Source organism: Chitinophaga sp. W2I13, assembly GCF_050434005.1.
Taxonomy (GTDB): Bacteria; Bacteroidota; Bacteroidia; order Chitinophagales; family Chitinophagaceae; genus Chitinophaga.
The window spans coordinates 1,243,866-1,263,907 of sequence record NZ_JBNPWD010000001.1 but is presented as its reverse complement, the minus strand read 5'-3'; the positions used below and the strand labels follow the sequence as shown (position 1 = coordinate 1,263,907).

The following is a 20,042-nucleotide window of genomic DNA, read 5'->3' as shown; positions in this document are numbered from 1 at the left end:
GTAGAAGATATGAGTCTGCCCATAATATTTGTTATAGATGATGATAGACAGGTGCTGAATGCCATCACGCAGGACCTGAAATCGTATTACCGGAAATCATACCGCATTTTGAGTACCCTTTCCGCCAACGAAGCGCTGCAAAGCCTGGTGGAACTGAAAAACAGGAATGATACCGTGGCTATCTTTATTTCCGATCAGCGGATGCCGGAAATGGAAGGTGTTGATTTTCTGCAGCAGGCGATGGAAATATTTCCTGCCGCCAAACGTGTGTTACTCACCGCTTATTCAGATACTAACGCCGCCATAAAAGCCATCAATGAATTGCGGCTGGATTACTATCTCCAAAAGCCCTGGGACCCGCCGGAAGAAAAGCTGTATCCCGTTATCAATGATCTGCTCGACGACTGGCAAACCAATTACCGCCCGGAGTTCCAGGGGATTAAAGTAGTGGGTTATCCTTTTTCGTCAGATGCCTACCGCATGAAGGAATTTTTGGCCAGCAACCTGATTCCCTATCATTCCGTTGATGCTAACAGCGACGAAGGAAAATTGCTGTTGCAGCTGAATAACCTGGATACATCCGCTTTACCTGTTGTAATACTGGAGCATGGAGAAGTGATGACGGCTCCTGCGATCATTGATATTGCAGCGAAAATCGGACTGAATCCTACCTTAAAAAATGAGATCTATGATGTAGTGATCATCGGCGCCGGTCCGGCAGGATTGGCCGCCTCTGTATACGGCGCTTCTGAAGGATTAAAAACCCTGCTGATAGAACGTCATGCGCCCGGCGGACAGGCAGGCACCAGTTCCCGTATTGAAAACTACCTGGGCTTTCCCTCGGGATTGAGCGGCGCAGAACTCACACGGCGCGCGATTACGCAAGCCACCAGGTTTGGTACGGAGTTTTTATCGCCACAGTCGGTGAAAGAAATCAAACTCAAAGCAGATTATAAAATTGTTTGCCTGGAAAATGGTACGGAAATAAATGCACGCGCCGTTGTGATCACCACCGGGGTGGATTACCGCAAGCTGGATACCGTTGGCATAGAAAAGTTCACCGGGGCAGGCATCTATTACGGCGCTGCTACCACGGAAGCCGCCTCGTGCCGCGACCGGAGCGTGTACATCCTGGGAGGTGGTAACTCCGCCGGCCAGGCAGCGGTGTACCTGTCAAAGTTCGCAAAGGAGGTATTCATTCTTATCCGGAAAGAAAATCTGAATGCAACTATGTCGTCCTACCTGATAGACCAGATCCGGGATATTCCCAATATCAGCATTCTAAACAACAGTGAAATAGTAGAGGCTTCGGGCACCGACCGGCTGGAAAAGCTGAAGATAGAAAACCTGCAAACACAGGAAGTAAAAGAAGTGCCTGCGGATGCGTTATATATTTTTATCGGCGCAAGGCCCTACACCGATTGGCTGGGAGATCTCATCATCAAAGATGAAAAAGGCTATGTGCAAACCGGCAGGGAAATGAAATCATTTGATTATTTTGGTAAGCTCTGGAAACTCAACCGCGAACCGTATCTGCTGGAAACCAGCTGTCCTGGTATCTTTGCAGCCGGCGACGTACGGTCCGGCGCTATGAGCCGCGTGGCCTCCGCAGTAGGGGAGGGCTCCATGAGTATTAGCCTGGTGCATAAGTACCTGGCAGAAGTTTAAAATATTTTTTATGGCTTTATGTTCACACCTTGAAGCAATAACCGAAGTAAAGGTTAGTGCCGAGCATGTTTGCGAAGAATGCATCAAACAACATGGCAAATGGCTGCACCTGCGTACCTGTCAAACCTGCGGTGTTACGCTTTGCTGCGATGATTCACCGTCAAAGCACATGACGCAACATTATCATCAAACGGACCATCCCGTGATATCGTCCGCGGAGCCGGGCGAGCAGTGGTTATGGTGTTATAAAGACGGAACGTTTGCAGAATATTAAATAAAAAAAAGAGGAAGACAACGGTCTTCCTCTTACACTACCGTTACTTTCACACCCATATCTTCCATTTTCCTGACGATATGTTCGGAAATTCCGCTGTCGGTAATCACTTCATCTATTTCTTCGAGGGCACAAATGCGACCGAAGCCTCGCTTTCCGAATTTGGTGGAATCCGCGAGTACAATGGTTTTCTGCGCAGTGGCCATCATTTTCTGGTTCAGGTGCGCTTCCATAATATTGGTGGTAGTAAGACCAAACTCCAGGTCGATACCATCTACCCCGAGGAATAGTTTACTACAGGAGAAATCTTCCAGTATTTTTTCTGCATAAGACCCGGTAACAGAAGTAGAGCTGTTACGGAGATGCCCGCCAAGCTGGATCACTTCAATCTCCGGCCGGCGCAATAGTTCCAGCGCTACGTTCAGCGCGCCGGTGATAACGGTAAGATGCCCTTTGGGTTGAATATTTTTTGCCAATGCCTGCACAGAGGTACCCGAGGCGATGATGATCGCATCGTTCGGTACGATGAGTGCAGCGGCAGCCTGCCCTATCAGTTGTTTTTCCTCCCGGCGTATATTCTCCTTTTCATTCACCGGTTTGTCCATGGTATATGGATTATGCACCGTAGCGCCTCCGTGTGAGCGGAATAGCAGCGACTTATCCTCCAGCAGCTTGAGATCTTTTCGTATAGTCACGCCCGATACATCCAGCTCCTTACATAGCTCCAGTACATTAACATATCCCTTCTCGTGCAGTTTGCCGAGAATAAACTTATGACGTTCCGCAATATTGATCATAGACATATCAGATAAAAATAACGTATTAAAGTGTGTTGACACGGGATAATCTGAAAAAGATGCTCCTTACAAATATCCGGCAATTTTGTTTCATTTGGTTAAATATGATTACGTATTAAGTAGTTAATATCCTTCATTCTGATCTTTCAAATTGGAAATATGAAATCAAATGAAGACATAGTGATGTTATATTTATATCTATCTATTTGATTAATATCATATTATATTTTTCTTTTTATTTCTTTTCCATTCATCAATAACTTTTTCACCTTTTTCATTTTATTTTATACTTTGGTTTCAAATTATTTCTTTTTGTTTTTATTACTATTGCAAAGAAAATAAATGAAACAAATTAAAAGTTATAGGGGAATAAAATGAAAAGAACTGAATCAATCAGGCAATTAAAGGAAGCCGGTGAACAACCCTGGGATCTTATCATTATAGGTGGCGGAGCTACGGGTCTTGGTATAGCAATGGATGCCGCTACCAGGAACTACCGGACATTATTACTGGAGCAGGCCGACTTTGCCAAAGGCACTTCCAGCCGCAGTACCAAACTGGTACACGGCGGGGTAAGATACCTGGCGCAGGGCGATATTGCCCTCGTACGGGAAGCCCTGTACGAAAGAGGACTGCTGCTTAACAATGCCCCTCATCTGGCACACAACCAGCAATTCATCATCCCGCAGTATAACTGGTGGCAAGGCCCCTTTTATACCATCGGCCTCAAGATCTATGATTTGCTGTCCGGGAAACTCAGCCTCGGACGCTCCCGGCATATCAGCAGGTCGGAAGTGATCAACAGGCTCCCTACTATCCGGAAGGAAGGACTGAAAGGTGGAATCGTTTATCACGACGGTCAGTTTGATGATGCCCGTCTCGCGGTTGATATCGCGCAAACCGCTGCTGAAAACGGCGCCGTACTGCTCAACTATTTTAAGGTAAACGGCCTCGTTAAAAACAGCGCCGGCAAAATAAGCGGCGTTCGCACACAGGACCTGGAAACCAATGAAATCTATACGCTCCGGGCCAAAACAGTGATCAACGCTACCGGCGTATTTGTAGATGAAGTACTGCAACTGGATAACCCGGCGGCGCCCAATATGGTAAAGCCGAGCCAGGGCGTGCACCTGGTGCTGGACCCTTCTTTCCTCAACAGTAAAAGCGCTATCATGATCCCGAAAACGGATGATGGCCGCGTACTGTTTGCTGTACCCTGGAACAACAAAGTACTCCTGGGAACAACCGACACACCGCTCGATGAACACAGCATGGAACCCATCGCACTGGAAGAAGAGATCAGCTTTATTTTAAATACCGCAGGTAAATATCTTGACCGTCCACCTGCACGGGAAGATGTGCTCAGCGTGTTTGCCGGATTACGGCCGCTGGCAGCACCGCAAAAAGAAACGGGCAGTACGAAGGAAATTTCCCGCAGCCATAAAATACTGGTAGCGCCCTCCGGACTGATTACCATCACCGGCGGTAAATGGACCACCTTCCGCAAAATGGCAGAAGATACGGTGGACCAGGCCATCAAAACCGGTGGACTGGTACCGGTAGGATGCAAAACAAAATCACTGCATATCCACGGGTATCAGCAACAACCATCCGCGCCCGCACCGCTGGACATATACGGCAGCGATGCCGCCAGGATACAGGCATTTATTTCACTGCATCCCGACATGAAAGAGCAACTGCATCCACGCCTGCCATACATCAAAGCACAGGTGATATGGGCAGTGAAACATGAAATGGCCCAAACCGTGGAAGATGTGCTGGCCAGGCGCCTGCGCGCACTCTTCCTGGATGCGCAGGCAGCTATAGACATGGCGCCCGCAACAGCCGCCATTATGGCCGCAGAAATGAACAGGGATATCAACTGGCAACAAAAACAAGTGAAGGATTTTATACAGGTGGCACAACACTACCTCCTGAAAAATGGCACTACCTATAAACAACTGAAGGTTACGGCATAGACTAAACGAAATCAACATCCACGTAAAAATCCACGGGAAAAAAGAAAAACATGATCAGATACATTATGGCAATGGATCAGGGTACGACCAGCTCAAGGGCCATTATCTTCGACAAAGCAGGCGCAATTATTTCCACGGCGCAGAAAGAATTTACACAACTGTTCCCGCAACCAGGATGGGTGGAACACGATCCCGCTGAAATATGGAGCAGCCAGATCGGCGTAGCCACCGAAGCAATGGCGAAAGTGGGCCTGGAAGGTGGTAACATTGCCGCTATCGGTATCACCAACCAACGCGAAACCACATTGGTATGGGATCGCGAAACCGGTAAGCCCGTGTATAATGCCATTGTATGGCAGGACAGGCGTACGGCCGGTTTCTGCGACGATCTCAAAGCAGCAGGTAAAGAAACCCTGGTACGCGAAAAAACAGGATTGGTCATTGACGCCTACTTCTCCGGAACAAAAATCAGGTGGATCCTGGACAATGTACCCGGGGCACGGGAACGCGCCAACGAAGGCAAGCTGGCTTTCGGAACAGTAGACTCCTGGCTGATCTGGAACCTCACCCATGGCGCGGTGCATGCTACCGATATCACCAACGCTTCCCGCACCATGCTGTTTAATATCCACACCCAGGCATGGGACAATGAACTGCTGGCCATGCTGGATATTCCTGCCGCTATGCTGCCGGAAGTAAAACAATCGAGTGAAGTATGTGGCGAAACCGCTCCCGGCATCTTTGCCGTACAGATCCCGATTGCAGGCGTTGCAGGCGATCAGCACGCGGCGCTCTTCGGGCAAATGTGCACCGCTCCCGGCATGGTAAAAAATACCTATGGCACCGGCTGTTTTATGCTGATGAACATCGGCGACACACCCATCATCAGTAAAAATAATCTCCTCACCACGGTGGCCTGGAAAGTAAACGGACAGGTACAATACGCACTGGAAGGGAGCATCTTTATCGCCGGCGCTATTGTGCAATGGCTGCGCGACGGTCTCGGTATCATCCGGGCCTCCTCTGAAGTGGAAGCACTTGCTGCCAGCGTAGAACAAAACGATGGCGTATACCTGGTACCCGCCTTTGCAGGACTCGGCGCTCCGCACTGGGACCAGCACGCACGCGGTACACTCGTAGGCATGACACGTGGTACCAACGCCGCGCATATCGCACGCGCTGCATGATGGAAAGCATTGCCTATCAAACAATGGAAGTGCTGAAAGCGATGGAAGCAGATGCCAATATCAGCATAAAGGAATTGAGAGTAGATGGCGGTGCTACCGGTAACAACCTGCTGATGCAGTTCCAGGCAGATATCCTGCAAACGAAAGTAGTGCGGCCAGGTATTACAGAAACAACTGCGCTGGGCGCCGCGTATCTCGCCGGACTGGCCACAGGCTACTGGCAGAACCTGGAAGAAATTGCCAGCCAGTGGAAAATGGACAAATGTTTCTCTCCCAACCTGGAACAGGAACAACGCCAGCAATGGATCAATGGATGGAACCGCGCAGTAAATGCCGCAAAAGCATGGGCTCACCAATAAAATTATAAACTATGTATCCTTTTTTAGCTGAATTCATAGGTACTGCCTTATTGCTGCTGCTGGGAAACGGCGTGGTAGCCAACGTGGTACTGCATCAAACCAAAGGTAACAACAGCGGCTGGATCGTGATCACCACCGGTTGGGCGCTGGCGGTGTATATAGGCGTAGTGTTCGCCGGCCCTTACAGCGGCGCACACCTTAATCCCGCTGTTACCATTGCACTGGCTGCCGCGGGCAAATTCAACTGGGCAGATGTGCCTTTGTTTATTGCCATGCAAATGCTGGGCGCTATGCTGGGTACTTCACTGGTATGGCTCAATTACAAAGATCATCTTAATAATACGCCCGACAAAGGTTTGCAGCGTGCCGTGTTTTGCACGGAGCCGGCTATACGAAATACCTGGCGCAACTTCATCTGTGAAGCTACCGGCACCTTTGTATTGCTGTTTACCATTTTCTATTTCACCAACGCAGAAGTAGGACCGGAGAAAACACCGGTGGGCCTGGGTTCGCTCGGCGCCATGCCGGTAATGTTGCTGGTATGGTCTATCGGGTTGTCGCTTGGCGGCACTACCGGCTACGCCATCAACCCTGCCAGGGATCTGGGTCCGCGCATCATGTACGCACTGCTGCCCATAAAAGGAAAAGGACACAGCGACTGGAGTTATTCCTGGGTACCTGTTTTCGGGCCACTGGCCGGCGCTGTAATCGCCGCTTCACTGTACCTGTTACTGAAGTAGATAACGTTTACCTATATACGCAATTAATAACACGTTAGAACCACGCGCAATGAAAACAAAGTTTAATATCAGTCTCATAGGCTGCGCCATGGCGGTAGCCGCTGTATGCACCTTTAATGCATGTAAAACAACTAAAACAACTACTGCTGCAAAAAATGGGTATCCTTCCTTTTATAAAGTAGGACATCGCGGCACAAGAGGTTTAATGCCGGAGAATACCATTCCTGCCATGTACCGCGGGTTAACGGAAGGCGCCAATACCATTGAGTTTGATGTGCATATCACGAAAGACGGCCAGGTAATGGTGTACCACGACGCGTCGTTTACGCCGTCATACACCACCACGCCGGATGGAAAAGATATCCCGGCAGAAAAGCGCACGGACTATATTTTTTACCAGATGAACTATGCCGATATCCGGCCGTTTATCATCGGGGAAAAACCATACCCGGCTTATCCGGAACAACAGCGCATGCGTTCTTACGCACCATTGCTGTCTGAAATGATCGACTCCGTAGAAGCCTATACGAAAGCGCATCATATGCCGGCGCCTTACTATCTGCTGGAAATAAAATCTTCCGAAAAATCAGATGGTAAAGAACAACCCGCACCGGAAGAGTATATGGATAAACTGATGGCGGTAAAGCAATTGCAGCCACTCGGGAAACGCCTGCTGGTGCAGTCTTTCGATATGCGCCCGTTACAGGTACTGCACCGCAGATATCCTGATATGGCACTGGGATTTCTGACGGATGATAAAAAGAACGGGTTCGATCAGCACCTGGAGCAACTGGGCTTCACACCGTTTTTCTATAATCCTAACTACAAGCTGGTAACACCGGAGCTGGTGAGCAAATGCCATGCTAAACATATTAAGATTGTTCCATGGACAGTGGATGACGTTAACGAAATGAAAAAGCTGAAAGCACTGGGCGTTGATGGTATTATAACCGATTACCCAAACAGATTACGCGAAGCAGGGCTCTGACCATTATTTATCTACCAGTATACTAACAAAAAAAACAAACACACTTATGAAATTCTTTTCACGATTCCGCCTGTTAAAACCGGCCACGTTCCTGTTGCTGTGTATCGGGATCATCGGCGCCGGCAGCTTATCCCTGCAGGCGCAGGACATTCCCGTTACCGGTAAGGTAACTGCCGCCAATGGCACGCCGCTGATCGGGGTGAACGTACAGGTGGCAGGTACCAGCCGCGGCGCCGCCACCGATGTAAACGGTGCTTTTAAACTCACCGCGCCTAAAGACGCTACCTTGAAATTTACCTTCATAGGTTACCTGCCTAAAGAGGTGAAAGTAAAATCTTCCAATGTACTGGTAGTGTTACAGGAAGATATCCAGAAACTAAACGATGTAGTGGTGGTCGGTTACGGCACACAGAAAAAAGCCACGCTCACCGGCGCCATCACCACCGTGAATATGGTGGATAAGGAAGGCCAGCCACTTACCAACGTAAGTAACGCATTGCATGGCGTGCCCGGCGTATTCGCCAACCTGAGCAACAGTCAGCCAGGTGTGGATCGCAGCACCATCCGTATCAGGGGACTGAATACTTTTGGCAGCACCGATGCAAGAGCTAATGAGCCGATGGTATTGGTAGACGGTATCGAGTACTCCATGGATGAACTCAATCCAAACGATATTGAAACCGTTACGGTACTGAAAGATGCTGCTGCCGCCATTTATGGCTCCCGCGGTTCCAACGGCGTTATCCTCGTTACCACTAAAAAGGGAAGAGGCAGCTCCCGCGTTAACTACAGCTATTACTACGGTCAGCAAAAAGCAACCTACCTGCCGGATGTGATCAGCGATCCTATCGCGTATATGAAACTGAAAAATCAGGCGCTCATCAATGAAGGAAAAGCCATTGAATACGCAGAAGCGGATATAGACGAGTACCAGAAAGGAATGGCGACTGATCCTTTCACTTATCCCGCAAATAATTGGTATGATATTGCCTTGAAAAACGGCGTGATCCAGAAACATGACCTGGCTATTTCCGGCAGCGGCGAAAAGTATAATTATCGCTTATCACTCGGTTACCTCGACAGGGACGGTATCCTCTTCGGACCTGGTAACCATGAAAAGAAATATTCCGTTGGATTGAATGCTTCCATGGAAGTATCCAAACGCCTGCGCGCGGGTATCACCATGGATGGTTACTACAGAACCTACACCACGCCGTTTTATACAGATACCTGGACTTACCTGGCCCGTACATTGCCTATCCTCACAGATACGCTGCCGGATGGCCGCTATGGCAACTCCTGGCTCAGAACAGCCGGCCGCAACAACTGGGAGAATCCGCGTATGCTGGCATACAATGGTTTACAGACCAAACAGATCCAGCGCTTCCTGACCACCGTTTTCGCAGAATATAAACTGCCTTTCGATATCAACTATAACATCAAGTTTGGTGTGGATAAATATGATGGTTTGCTCAGCGGCTTTACACCACGTATGCAAACTTTTAATCCGAAAACAGGCGCGGCTATCAACTGGAACAGTCCCGCTACTGCGCCCCGGTCAGCCAAAACGGATTATAACGACATGAATATCCATTTCTATAACACGCTCGACTGGAAACACCAGTTCAAAGGGAAACACAATCTCTCTGCCATGCTGGGCGCCAGTTATGACAATTTCGATTCCGACTCATGGGCCACCAGTATGTATGGTTACCTGGATGGACGATTGGATGCATTAAGCGCGGGCACTACCTGGAACGCTACCTCCGGAAATCTTACCCGCGATGTGCTGGAATCTTATTTTGGCCGTTTGAACTACGACTATGATGGCAAATACCTGCTGGAGGCCACCTTCCGTTATGATGGTTCCAGCCGCCTGGGAAGACACAGTCGCTGGGCGTTTTTCCCTTCCGTATCTGCCGGCTGGCGTATTGATAAAGAAGCCTTCTTTCATTCTGATTTCATCAACGTGTTGAAGCTGCGTGCTTCCGCCGGTAAATTAGGTAACCAGGCCATTGCACTGTACACGACAGACCCAACCGTCAACCTGGGTGAAGACTACAGTTTTGGCGGCGTATTAAATTCCGGCGCTGCGAAAACTGCGGATGCAGATTCCACGCTCAGATGGGAAATCACCAATGCTTACAATGTGGGCGTTGATGTAAACTTCTGGAATAATCGTATAGGCCTTACCGTTGATGCCTATAAGAAACGCACCAATGGTATCCTTCGTGAAGTAGGCATGCCTTCCCAGGTGGGTAACCTGGCCGGCGCCAAACAGAATGTAGGTACGGTAGATAATACGGGTCTCGAAGTAGTAGCACAATACCGTGATCATATTGGCGAAGTGGATCTGAATGTGTATGGAAGTGTGGCCTACAATAAAAATGAAGTAGTGGACCTGCATGGTGAAATTATTTATGGTACAGGTACCATTACTCAGGCAGGATCGCCCATTGAGTCTTTTTATATTTTACAGGCAGAAGGCATTTTCCAGAGCCAGGCAGAAATAGATGCCAGCGCAAAACAATCTGCCAATACAAAACCAGGCTATATCAAATTTAAGGATGTTAATAAAGATGGCATCATTAACGGCGACGATCGTGTAATTGTGAACAGCTCTTCATCCGTACCGAAGTATACCTATGGTTTCGGATTCAATGTAGGCTATAAAGGCATCAGCCTGAGTGCCTCATTTCAGGGAATTGGCGGTGTAAAAGTGCTGCCTACTGCTAACCTGGCTTATCCGTTTAACAACGGCGCCAATGCTACCTGGGAATGGACAAGAGACGCCTGGACACCGGAAAAAAGAGATGCACGCCTGCCTATCGTAACTACCAGCACCGGCAGCATCGATAATTTCCAGCGCTCTACTTTCTGGTTAAGGGATAACTCTTACCTGAGAATGAAGAATATTCAGCTGGGTTACGCACTGCCACAGCAATGGTTGTCGAAAGCAAGGATCCAGAAAGTGAGTGTGTTTATCAACGCGGAAAACCTGCTCACCTTCTCCCGTTACAAAGATTTTGATCCGGAATCTATACTGGATCAAACAACATTGTATACTTATCCAATGCTGAAAACCTTTAATGGCGGTATCAACGTTACCTTCTAAACATCCAAATTATGAATAGTATGAAAAAGATATATCTCTTACTTTCCTGCACGGGTCTCCTTGCTGCAGGTTGCAACAAAAGCCTGCTCGATACTTCTCCGCACGACCGTTACCCGGAATCAACCTTCTGGCAAACACCGGAAGCGGCCAACGCCGGCCTCGTAGGCTGCTACTCTGTATTGCGCAACCAGGGCATATTTGGTGGTAAAACCTCCAACAATGCCACCGCGCTTTGGGAAGAAACCCTTTCTCCCAACGCCTACAACCAAACGGATGCCATGAGCTTTAATTCCATTGCCCGTGGTACCCAGATGTCGAGTACCGGTGGTATCGTTACTGCCCGTTACTCCGATTGCTACAGCGGCATTGGCCGTTGCAATACTTTTTTGAAGAAGGTAGATGAAGTAACTGCAATTGAGGCGGACATCCGGAAGAGGATGAAAGGGGAAGCATATTTTCTGAGAGGGCTTTATTACTTTATACTTGAAAATTATTATGGTGCAGTGCCGTTAATCCTCGATCCGCCTGATAGAACTGCCCAGGCTAAGTTACCGCGTACTCCACGTGCAGAAGTGGTAGCCAATGTGTTGAAAGACCTGGATATGGCTGCTACGCTTCTGCCAGTGAAATACACAGGAGCGGATGTAGGCAGGGCTACCAAAGGCGCAGCCATGGCGCTGAAAGCCAGGGTGCTGTTGTACGAAGCCAGCCCGTTGCTGAATCCATCCAACGACCTGATGAAATGGAAGGCAGCAGCCGATGCCGCCTATAGCGTTATGGGGCTGGCCGGCACCGGCTATGGACTCTTTGCCGATTATCGGGGATTGTTTTTGCAGCCCAATGAAAATAACAAGGAAGTTATTTTTGATGTGCAGTATATTTTCCCGCAGCAGGGCAGCTCATTCGACCTGATCTGTACGCAATACAACACCAACGCACCGTTGCTGGACCTGGCGAAAACCTATTACATGAATAATGGATTGCCCATCACTGATCCGGCTTCAGGATATAAAGCAGATAGTCCGTATCTCCGCCGTGATCCGCGCTTATACGGCACCTTCACCTATCCGACCGATATGTACCGCGGCGCCATTATTCCTGCCAGCCGTTTTGCTATTACGGGTTATGGTATGAAGAAGTATAGCCTCTATGATAGTATTGCACCGCCAAAAGATAAGTCGGATCTGAAAGACGGCCAGTCTGATATCAACTTTATCGTATTGAGATATGCCGACATCCTGATGATGTACGCAGAAGCACAAAACGAAGTAAGCGGACCGGATGCTACCATCTTCGCTGCGCTCGACAAGATCCGCGACAGGGTGAAAATGCCACATATTTCCACTTCTTTATCCAAAGACGCGCTGCGCGCAGAAATCCGTCATGAAAGACGCGTGGAATTTGCCGGGGAAGGATTGTATTACAACGATATCCGCCGCTGGAAAACCGCTGAAACCGTGATGAATGCACCTATTGAAAACTACAATGGTAAGAAGATTGAAACCCGCACGTTTGATAAACTGCGCGACTACCTGTGGCCGATCCCGGTAGGGGAAAAAGATCTGAACCCTAACCTGGAACAGAACCCGGGATACTAATTGCCGGATATGTTATGCAGATATGCAGTTACCTGGTAACTGCATATCTGCATTTTTTATTTAGTCATAAATGGATACGTCGTCAATAGAGAAATCCTCTTCCAGCTGTACTTTGATCTCCGATCCCGGAAAGATCTTTTCAGCGATGAAATTTAGCATGAAACCTTCCGGAAATACTTCAATGCCTGTTAAGGCGAGATCATTAATAAGGGCGGTTAACTCATCAGCCGAAGGCGGTACATCCTGCTGCCCATAGGCACTTTCGTTGATTTCCCTTGCAACGGCGTCAACAATTTCCCCGAACTTCCCACCATCCAGGTAGGCCACCAGTTTCTTTGTTGCTTCCACCAGGGCGCTAAAGTCGTCCGGCTCCGTACTAACCGTTTCCGGGTCTATCATCAGGGAAACAGGTTCGGGAATAGCCGCCAGCTTCACTTTGGCGGTAAGCATATTTTCGTCGATATGGCCTTCTATAATTTCAGGGCCAAAACTGTGTTTTTTTGCCATCTTGTTGAAATTGACCGAATATAACAAATCGAGGGGAATATAAAGCCCGGCTTTTAACGGATTTTTTCTTCAGGAGATATAAAAAGGGAATGCTATTTTTGTTGGTATAGGATAGGACAGCAGCATTGCTTTCCGGAAATACATATTCAACAGTGACAATTTAATTAACCCGGTATGAACCACGTATTTGAACAGGTTTATGAAATGGAGGCAGTGAGCGGATTATCCAAGCATGAACAATTGGTGAATGGTATTTTAAATGCTATCCAAAATAAAGGACTGGCACAGGGGGATATGCTGCCTTCTGTGAATGAACTGATCAATGAGTTTGGTTTCGCCCGGGAAACAATTGCGAAAGCCTATAAGGAGCTGGTAAGCAGGGGAATTGTAGAGCCGAGGAACCGGGTTGGTTTTTTCGTGGCCAATGTGAATATCAAACAGCACCTGCGCATTGCCCTGGTATTGTTTGCCTTCGATGCCTTCCAGGAAATGTTCTATAAAACCTTTCGCGCTGGTTTAGGCAAAGATGTGCATATCGATATTTTCTTCCATCATAATAATATAGAAGTACTGCAAAGTATCGTTAACAGTATAAAAGGCAAGTATGGGATGTACGTGGTGGCGCCTATCCCGCACAATAAAACCGCCGGTATCCTCGGCGCATTGCCGATGGATAAGTTCCTGATGATAGACCGCTACGAGCCTATTCCCGGTGACTACTCCTATGTGGCGCAGGAGTTTAAGCAGTCGTCCTACAAAGCCTTTTCTGCCCTGGCAGGAGTGATCAAGCAATATAAAGGCATGGTGTATTATCACCGGCCCGTAGCCGATACCCCCATAGAGATCCTGCAGGCATTTAAGAAGTTTGTAAAAGATTTTAATATCAAAAGCGAAATAAAACCGGAATACCTGCCAGGCACCCTCGAAAAAGGGAAGGTCTATTTCACTATCAACAATGCCGAGCTGTGGACCATGCTCAAGGATTGCAAACAAATGAAACTCAAGCCCGGTAAAGATATTGGCATCCTCTCGCACAACGATGATATTGTAAAAGAACTGATTTTCGACGGCATTACCACTTATACCACCGACTTCAAACTCATGGCTGAAAAGGCTGCTGCCTTTGTTTTAACCCGCGAAAAGATCCGGGAAATAATCCCCACTGTACTTATCAGGAGAAAATCGTTATAATCTATTTATAAAGTTTTTAAGCGAGAGGATACGTGTTAAACGTATCCTTTACGCTTCTTATGATATTGTTTTATCCTAACCTGATTGCGGTTTAACCCTCCTGTGCCTTTTTTGCGGCACTGCAAAAAATAATTGCCCATTTCTTTTGGCGGTTATGAAAAAAATATATATTTGCTATAGTATAGTATAGGATAGTACAGAATCACATTTCTATTTCGCGAGATACCAACATCAATCATTAATTACGATAGAATTACAGGTTTCCAGGTTATGACGGAATGAATGAAGTAAACGTTATGAAATAAACTTTTTTTCTCCCTTTACATTAGTTACTGAATGCCACGTATAACTATGATGGCCGTTTGTCCTGCAGGATATCCGGAAGCATCGCTATGCATTTTATACACGTTATGTTTTTTATACTTCCAATAATTGCTCTTAATATGTTCAGGAAATTTACTTGCTACAAGAAGAGATTTACTGCCGTTTTGCCAACGGCATTATCCGCTCCCCGCTACCTTTTGATCCTGCTGTTATTGATACTGGCAGGCAGCGCTCACGCGCAAACACCGGCCCGGGTAACGATTACCGGATCGGTGTCCGACACCACCGGCAGATCCCTGGAAGGCGCCACCATCTCGGTAAACGGCAAAAGTTCCAGTGGAACCGCCACCGACCGGAATGGTAAATTTATCCTCGACGTACCCGTCGGCGCCACCATCCAGGTAACCTTCGTAGGCTTTATCGAACACCGGTTTGTGGTAAGCGCCACACAAAAAGATTATCACATCCGGTTAAAAAGTGTGATCGCCTCGGTAGATGAAGTAGTGGTAACTGCCTTCGGCCGCAAGCAAAGAAAGGAAGCCGTGGTTGGCTCGGTCACCAGCGTCAACCCGGAGGACCTGAAAATCCCCACCAGTAACTTAACCAACGCCCTGGCCGGCCAGATGGCCGGCGTAATCGCCTTCCAGCGCGGCGGTCAGCCGGGAGCAGATAACTCCCAGTTCTTTATCCGCGGGGTTACTACCCTGGGATACAGCGCCAGCCCGCTCATCCTCGTTGATAACGTGGAACTGAGCGCCAACGACCTGGCCCGTTTACAGGTAGATGACATCGCCAGCTTTTCTATCCTGAAAGATGCCAGCGCTGCAGCCCTGTACGGCGCCAGGGGCGCCAACGGCGTAATCCTCGTTACTACCAAGGAAGGCAAACCAGGTAAAGCCAGGGTAAGCGTACGCCTGGAAGATGCCATTTCAACACCCACGCAAAACCTGAAACTGGCAGATCCGATTACTTTCATGAATCAATACAATGAAGCAGTAACTACCAGGAACCCATTGGCTACGCCATACTTCACGCCCAACGCCATACTCGCTACCAAAGCTACTATCGATAAAGCGCCAGGGAGCAATCCGTATGTATACCCGGCGGTCGACTGGATGAAAACATTGTTCAAAGATCAAACGACCACCAAGCGCGCCAACTTCAGCGTACAAGGCGGATCAGATGTAACCAAATATTATATCGCCGGATCCTATGCCCGCGACAATGGTATCTTACAGGTAAATCCCGTGAACAACTTCAACTCCGGCATGAAGTTCGAAAACTACCAGCTGCGCTCCAATGTAAACGTAAAGATTACCAAAACAACCGAAGCAGTGGTACGCCTCTGGGGTAACTTCAACGACTATACGGGACCTATCACCGGCGATGCCTCCGGGTTAGCCACCGACCTGTATTCCAGGGCGCTGCACACCAGCCCGGTGGCATTCCCTGCCTATTACGAACCGGATGCGGCAAATGCGAACACCAATCATATCTTATTCGGCAGCGCCTATGGCAACGATGGCTCCCTGCTGAATAATCCCTATGCCAGCCTGATGTACGGGTATAAAAACTTTTCGGAATCCAGGATGTCGGCACAGTTTGAGCTGAACCAGGACTTCAACTTCATCACAGAAGGACTTACCTTCAGAGGTATTTTCAGCACCAACCGCTATTCCTATTTTGACCTGAGCCGCTCCTATAAACCGTTCTATTATGGAGTGGGAAGCTATGACCCCGATGCTAATACTTATGTGCTCAACTGGCTGAACAGTTCACCCGGACAAGCACAGGAATTCCTCGGTTATTCAGAAGGGGCTAAAAATATCTATAGCTACATCTATTTACAGGGCGCAGTGGATTATAACCGCGACTTTGGAAAAAGTAACCTGAGCGGTACCGTGATAGGTACCCGCCAGCAAACACTTTACGGTAACGCCGGTAGTTTGTTAGGATCACTACCTTACAGGAACCTCGGTTTTTCAGGAAGAGCTACCTATTCATTCGATAAAAAGTACTTTGTTGAATTTAACTTTGGTTACAATGGATCAGAAAGATTTGCACCGCAACATCGCTGGGGCTTCTTTCCCACCATCGGCGGCGCCTGGGTGGTATCCAATGAATCTTTCTGGGAAGGCGGCATCGCCAAAATTGTTTCCCGCCTGAAAATCCGCGGAAGTTACGGCCTGGTAGGAAATGATAATATTGGCAGCCAACGTTTCTTCTATCTCTCCAGCGTAACGCCTGATGACGCGAATGGTCCGGGCGCTACCTTCGGTACCAACAATAGCTTCACACTTAAAGGTACTACCATACAGGCTTACCCCAATCCGGACGTAACCTGGGAAACCTCCAAAAAAGGTAACCTCGCTGTGGAAATGACGATCGCCAACAAACTCAATGTAACCGCAGAAGTATATAACGAGAACCGGTACAATATCCTGATCAAACGTGGATATATCCCCGTTACCGCTGGTATTGAAGGTTCCGCCTCCAACAATCTCCAGGCAAACCTGGGTAAAGTAGATTCAAAAGGGTTCGATCTTCATCTCGATTACAAACAGAATTTTTCAAAAGATATGTGGTTGTCTGTTATGGGCAATCTCACGGTAACAGACAATAAAGTCCGCTATTACGAAGAACCGGAGTATAAATATGCATACCGCTTTTCCACCGGCAACCCCGTTAACCAGCAGTTCGGATATGTGGCAGAACGGCTTTTTGTAGATGATAAAGAAGCCGCTAATTCTCCTGTACAAAACTTTGGCAGCGAGTTCCCTAAAGGCGGCGACATCAAGTATAGAGACATTAACGGGGATGGCGTAATTAACCAGGACGACCAGGTGCCCATCGGTTTGCCTACCACGCCACAGATTATTTATGGCTTTGGTTTTTCCTTCGGGTATAAGAGTTTCGATGTGAGCGCATTTTTCCAGGGACTGGCAAGGGAATCATTCTTTATTGATCCGAAAGCGACCGCACCATTTGCAGATAACGCGCAATTGCTGCAGGTATACGCCGACAATCACTGGTCCGAGGAAAACCAGAACCTGTACGCCCTCTGGCCGCGGTTATCCACCTCGCATATTGCCAACAACGAACAAAGCAGCACCTGGTGGTTGCGCGATGGAAGTTTCGTAAGGTTAAAGTCTGTTGAAATGGGTTATTCATTACCGAAAAGATGGATCGCACCATTACGGTTAACCAACTTCCGGGTATACTTCAGTGGTCTGAACCTGCTCACCTTCAGCAAATTCAAACTGTGGGATCCGGAGCAGGCTGGCAACGGCTTCGCATACCCCATCCAGAAAGTATTCAACCTGGGTGTAAATCTTAATTTCTAAGTATAAAAAATATAAAACAATGAGATTTTTTAAAAGAACATTGTTGGTAGTATTGCCGGTCATCTTATCAGTATCCTGTAAGAAATACTTAGATGTAACACCGGACAATGTCGCTACGCTGAACAGTTCATTTGCCAACGCAAATGAAACACAGGCTTACCTGTTTGGTTGTTATTCCAACATGCAGGGCCTGGCGGATGTGAGGCGTAACGCGGGTTTCACCAGCTCCGGCGAAGTGATCTTCCCGATTGACCTGCTGGATAAGAACACACTCGGTGGTGCAGGCGGAGACAACGGCTTTAACGTAATGCGCGGTTTGCAGAACAGCCCCAATCCATTATTAAATTACTGGGATGGTTATAATATGGGGTTGAACCTGTGGCAGTCGATCCGCATGTGTAACACCTTTCTCGATAACGTAGATCAGCCGCTGGACCTTCCGGAATACCAGCGCAACAGGTGGGTGGCAGAAGCAAAATTCCTGAAGGCGTACTATCACTACTGGCTCATCAGGATGTATGGCCCCATTCCTATTTCGGATGTAGCCTTGCCCGTGAATACGCCTACAGATGAAACCAGGTTGAAGCAACAATCCGTTGACTCCTGCTTTGGTTATGTAGTAAGCCTGCTGGACCAGGCCATTCCCAACCTGCCGGATGTAATACAGAATGCCGGTGCAGAAGCAGGCCGTATTACGGCCGTAATTGCCAAAGCAGTAAAGGCAGAAGTGCTGGCTACACAGGCAAGCCCGTTGTTTAACGGGAATCCTGATTACGCATCCATCAAAGGAAAAGAAGGGCAAAACCTTTTCCCGGTGGCGTATGATGCCACTAAATGGCAACGCGCAGCCACCGCCTGCAAAGTAGCTATTGATGCCGCTGTAGCTACGGGTGCCGCCATCTACCAGTTCAGGGCCAGCGGAGGTATCGTGCATATGTCCGACACTACCAAACAACTGGTAACCTTGCAGGGTGCACTCACCGATCCGTGGAATACAGAACAAATATGGACCCTCAACCCGCAATTCGGCTGGCAGTATATGGCTTCCCCAAGAGTAACTGCTGATGCAGCTTCCAACGGTTTTGCCGTATATTCCAATTTCTCCGTTCCAATGGCGCAGTCGGAATTGTTTTATACACAAAACGGCGTACCTATCAATGAAGACCGTACCTGGGATTATGCCAACCGTTACAAAGTGCAAACCGGCGATGATGCGCACCGGTATTATATCCGCAAAGGCTACACCACTGCCCGCGGTAACTTTTACCGCGAAGCCCGGTACTATGCCGACGTAGCCTTCGACGGCAGCATCTGGTTTGGCTCTGCCAACACAGACGATAACAACGCCAACTATGTAAATGCGGTAAATGGATTTGCTGCGTATACCCCTACCCGTTATAACGCTACCGGCTATTGGCCAAAGAAACTGGTGCCATGGCAAACTGCCTTCGGACAAACATCCGTGCAAACCAATTACTCCTGGCCATTCATGCGTTTACCGGCCCTGTGGCTGTTGTACGCAGAATGCCTGAACGAAGCCAATGGTCCGGGTGCAGAAGTATACAGCTATATCGACAAGGTAAGGGAAAGAGCCGGCTTGCCGGGAGTGGTGCAGGCATGGTCCAACTTCTCCCGTAATCCCACCAAATACGGTTCTAAAGAAGGATTAAGAGCGATCATCCACCAGGAAAGAAGAATAGAACTGGCCTTTGAAGGACAGGCAGGATGGGACCTGAGAAGATGGAAAGAACTGCAGGCAGTACTCAACGGTCCTTTCCAGGGTTGGAACGCGAAACAACGTACCACGCAGGGATTCTACCAGCTCACCAACGTATACCAGCCGGTATTCGGGCTAAGGGATTACCTGTTTCCTATCCAGGACTACGACATGCTCACCAATCCCAACCTGGTACAAACACCTTATTGGTGATAACAGGCATGCGTAAACGAAATCATTTCAAACCAGTTTTT

14 protein-coding genes are annotated in these 20,042 nt (G+C 48.2%); 12 read left to right on the top strand and 2 right to left on the bottom strand.

What is annotated here, in order from left to right; genetic code table 11:
- Positions 1-9 precede the first annotated feature (9 nt).
- Positions 10-1,668: an FAD-dependent oxidoreductase gene (locus QFZ48_RS05105; protein ID WP_429045254.1), complete on the top strand. Its 1,659-nt coding sequence runs from the start codon at positions 10-12 to the stop codon at positions 1,666-1,668.
- Between the two features lie 10 nt (positions 1,669-1,678).
- Positions 1,679-1,942, top strand: coding sequence for a UBP-type zinc finger domain-containing protein (locus tag QFZ48_RS05100; RefSeq protein ID WP_429045255.1), 264 nt, complete (start codon positions 1,679-1,681; stop codon positions 1,940-1,942).
- Positions 1,943-1,974: 32 nt separating this feature from the next.
- Here QFZ48_RS05100 and QFZ48_RS05095 read toward each other — a convergent pair whose 3' ends face one another.
- Entirely contained in the window at positions 1,975-2,745 is a 771-nt protein-coding gene (locus QFZ48_RS05095) for a DeoR/GlpR family DNA-binding transcription regulator (RefSeq protein ID WP_429045256.1), read from the bottom strand.
- A gap of 368 nt (positions 2,746-3,113) precedes the next feature.
- Between QFZ48_RS05095 and QFZ48_RS05090 the strand changes: the two genes are divergently transcribed.
- The 7 genes from QFZ48_RS05090 to QFZ48_RS05060 are packed head-to-tail and all read left to right on the top strand — an operon-like array spanning position 3,114 to position 12,705.
- Positions 3,114-4,718, top strand: a complete 1,605-nt coding sequence (locus tag QFZ48_RS05090) for a glycerol-3-phosphate dehydrogenase/oxidase (protein WP_429045258.1) — start codon at positions 3,114-3,116, stop codon at positions 4,716-4,718.
- Between the two features lie 50 nt (positions 4,719-4,768).
- Complete coding sequence (gene glpK / locus QFZ48_RS05085; RefSeq protein WP_429061382.1) at positions 4,769-5,905, top strand: glycerol kinase GlpK; 1,137 nt, start codon at positions 4,769-4,771, stop codon at positions 5,903-5,905.
- Positions 5,902-6,264 carry an FGGY-family carbohydrate kinase gene (locus QFZ48_RS05080; RefSeq protein WP_429061380.1) on the top strand — a complete coding sequence of 121 codons (363 nt, stop codon included), beginning with the start codon at positions 5,902-5,904 and terminating at the stop codon, positions 6,262-6,264. Before glpK ends, QFZ48_RS05080 begins: the two co-directional genes overlap by 4 nt.
- An 11-nt stretch (positions 6,265-6,275) precedes the next feature.
- Complete coding sequence (locus QFZ48_RS05075) at positions 6,276-7,004, top strand: MIP/aquaporin family protein (RefSeq protein WP_429045262.1); 729 nt, start codon at positions 6,276-6,278, stop codon at positions 7,002-7,004.
- A 49-nt stretch (positions 7,005-7,053) separates the two neighbouring features.
- Positions 7,054-7,992 carry a glycerophosphodiester phosphodiesterase family protein gene (locus QFZ48_RS05070; RefSeq protein WP_429061378.1) on the top strand — a complete coding sequence of 313 codons (939 nt, stop codon included), beginning with the start codon at positions 7,054-7,056 and terminating at the stop codon, positions 7,990-7,992.
- Positions 7,993-8,038: 46 nt separating this feature from the next.
- On the top strand, positions 8,039-11,107 hold the full coding sequence (locus QFZ48_RS05065; RefSeq protein WP_429061377.1) for a SusC/RagA family TonB-linked outer membrane protein: 3,069 nt from the start codon (positions 8,039-8,041) through the stop codon (positions 11,105-11,107).
- A 20-nt stretch (positions 11,108-11,127) separates the two neighbouring features.
- A complete protein-coding gene (locus tag QFZ48_RS05060; RefSeq protein WP_429061375.1) occupies positions 11,128-12,705 on the top strand; it encodes a RagB/SusD family nutrient uptake outer membrane protein in 1,578 nt (525 codons plus the stop codon).
- Between the two features lie 60 nt (positions 12,706-12,765).
- On the opposite strand, the gene QFZ48_RS05055 is transcribed toward QFZ48_RS05060, so the two are convergent.
- Positions 12,766-13,212: a hypothetical protein gene (locus tag QFZ48_RS05055; RefSeq protein ID WP_429045272.1), complete on the bottom strand. Its 447-nt coding sequence runs from the start codon at positions 13,210-13,212 to the stop codon at positions 12,766-12,768.
- 174 nt (positions 13,213-13,386) lie between these two features.
- Between QFZ48_RS05055 and QFZ48_RS05050 the strand changes: the two genes are divergently transcribed.
- From QFZ48_RS05050 to QFZ48_RS05040, 3 genes are all read left to right on the top strand, one after another.
- Positions 13,387-14,403 carry a GntR family transcriptional regulator gene (locus tag QFZ48_RS05050; RefSeq protein WP_429045273.1) on the top strand — a complete coding sequence of 339 codons (1,017 nt, stop codon included), beginning with the start codon at positions 13,387-13,389 and terminating at the stop codon, positions 14,401-14,403.
- A gap of 443 nt (positions 14,404-14,846) precedes the next feature.
- Entirely contained in the window at positions 14,847-18,071 is a 3,225-nt protein-coding gene (locus QFZ48_RS05045; protein ID WP_429061373.1) for a SusC/RagA family TonB-linked outer membrane protein, read from the top strand.
- Positions 18,072-18,090: 19 nt separating this feature from the next.
- Positions 18,091-20,001, top strand: a complete 1,911-nt coding sequence (locus QFZ48_RS05040; protein ID WP_429045278.1) for a RagB/SusD family nutrient uptake outer membrane protein — start codon at positions 18,091-18,093, stop codon at positions 19,999-20,001.
- The last annotated feature ends 41 nt before the right edge of the window (positions 20,002-20,042 follow it).

Bases quoted from the DNA above. Each gene is read 5' to 3' on its own strand.
- QFZ48_RS05090 (WP_429045258.1), top strand. From the start codon at position 3,114: ATGAAAAGAACTGAATCAATCAGGCAATTAAAGGAAGCCGGTGAACAA.
- QFZ48_RS05075 (WP_429045262.1), top strand. From the start codon at position 6,276: ATGTATCCTTTTTTAGCTGAATTCATAGGTACTGCCTTATTGCTGCTG.
- QFZ48_RS05055 (WP_429045272.1), bottom strand. From the start codon at position 13,212: ATGGCAAAAAAACACAGTTTTGGCCCTGAAATTATAGAAGGCCATATC.
- QFZ48_RS05065 (WP_429061377.1), top strand. From the start codon at position 8,039: ATGAAATTCTTTTCACGATTCCGCCTGTTAAAACCGGCCACGTTCCTG.
- QFZ48_RS05105 (WP_429045254.1), top strand. From the start codon at position 10: ATGAGTCTGCCCATAATATTTGTTATAGATGATGATAGACAGGTGCTG.
- QFZ48_RS05080 (WP_429061380.1), top strand. From the start codon at position 5,902: ATGATGGAAAGCATTGCCTATCAAACAATGGAAGTGCTGAAAGCGATG.
- QFZ48_RS05095 (WP_429045256.1), bottom strand. From the start codon at position 2,745: ATGTCTATGATCAATATTGCGGAACGTCATAAGTTTATTCTCGGCAAA.
- QFZ48_RS05100 (WP_429045255.1), top strand. From the start codon at position 1,679: ATGGCTTTATGTTCACACCTTGAAGCAATAACCGAAGTAAAGGTTAGT.
- QFZ48_RS05040 (WP_429045278.1), top strand. From the start codon at position 18,091: ATGAGATTTTTTAAAAGAACATTGTTGGTAGTATTGCCGGTCATCTTA.
- QFZ48_RS05060 (WP_429061375.1), top strand. From the start codon at position 11,128: ATGAAAAAGATATATCTCTTACTTTCCTGCACGGGTCTCCTTGCTGCA.
- QFZ48_RS05045 (WP_429061373.1), top strand. From the start codon at position 14,847: ATGTTCAGGAAATTTACTTGCTACAAGAAGAGATTTACTGCCGTTTTG.
- QFZ48_RS05070 (WP_429061378.1), top strand. From the start codon at position 7,054: ATGAAAACAAAGTTTAATATCAGTCTCATAGGCTGCGCCATGGCGGTA.
- QFZ48_RS05050 (WP_429045273.1), top strand. From the start codon at position 13,387: ATGAACCACGTATTTGAACAGGTTTATGAAATGGAGGCAGTGAGCGGA.
- glpK (WP_429061382.1), top strand. From the start codon at position 4,769: ATGATCAGATACATTATGGCAATGGATCAGGGTACGACCAGCTCAAGG.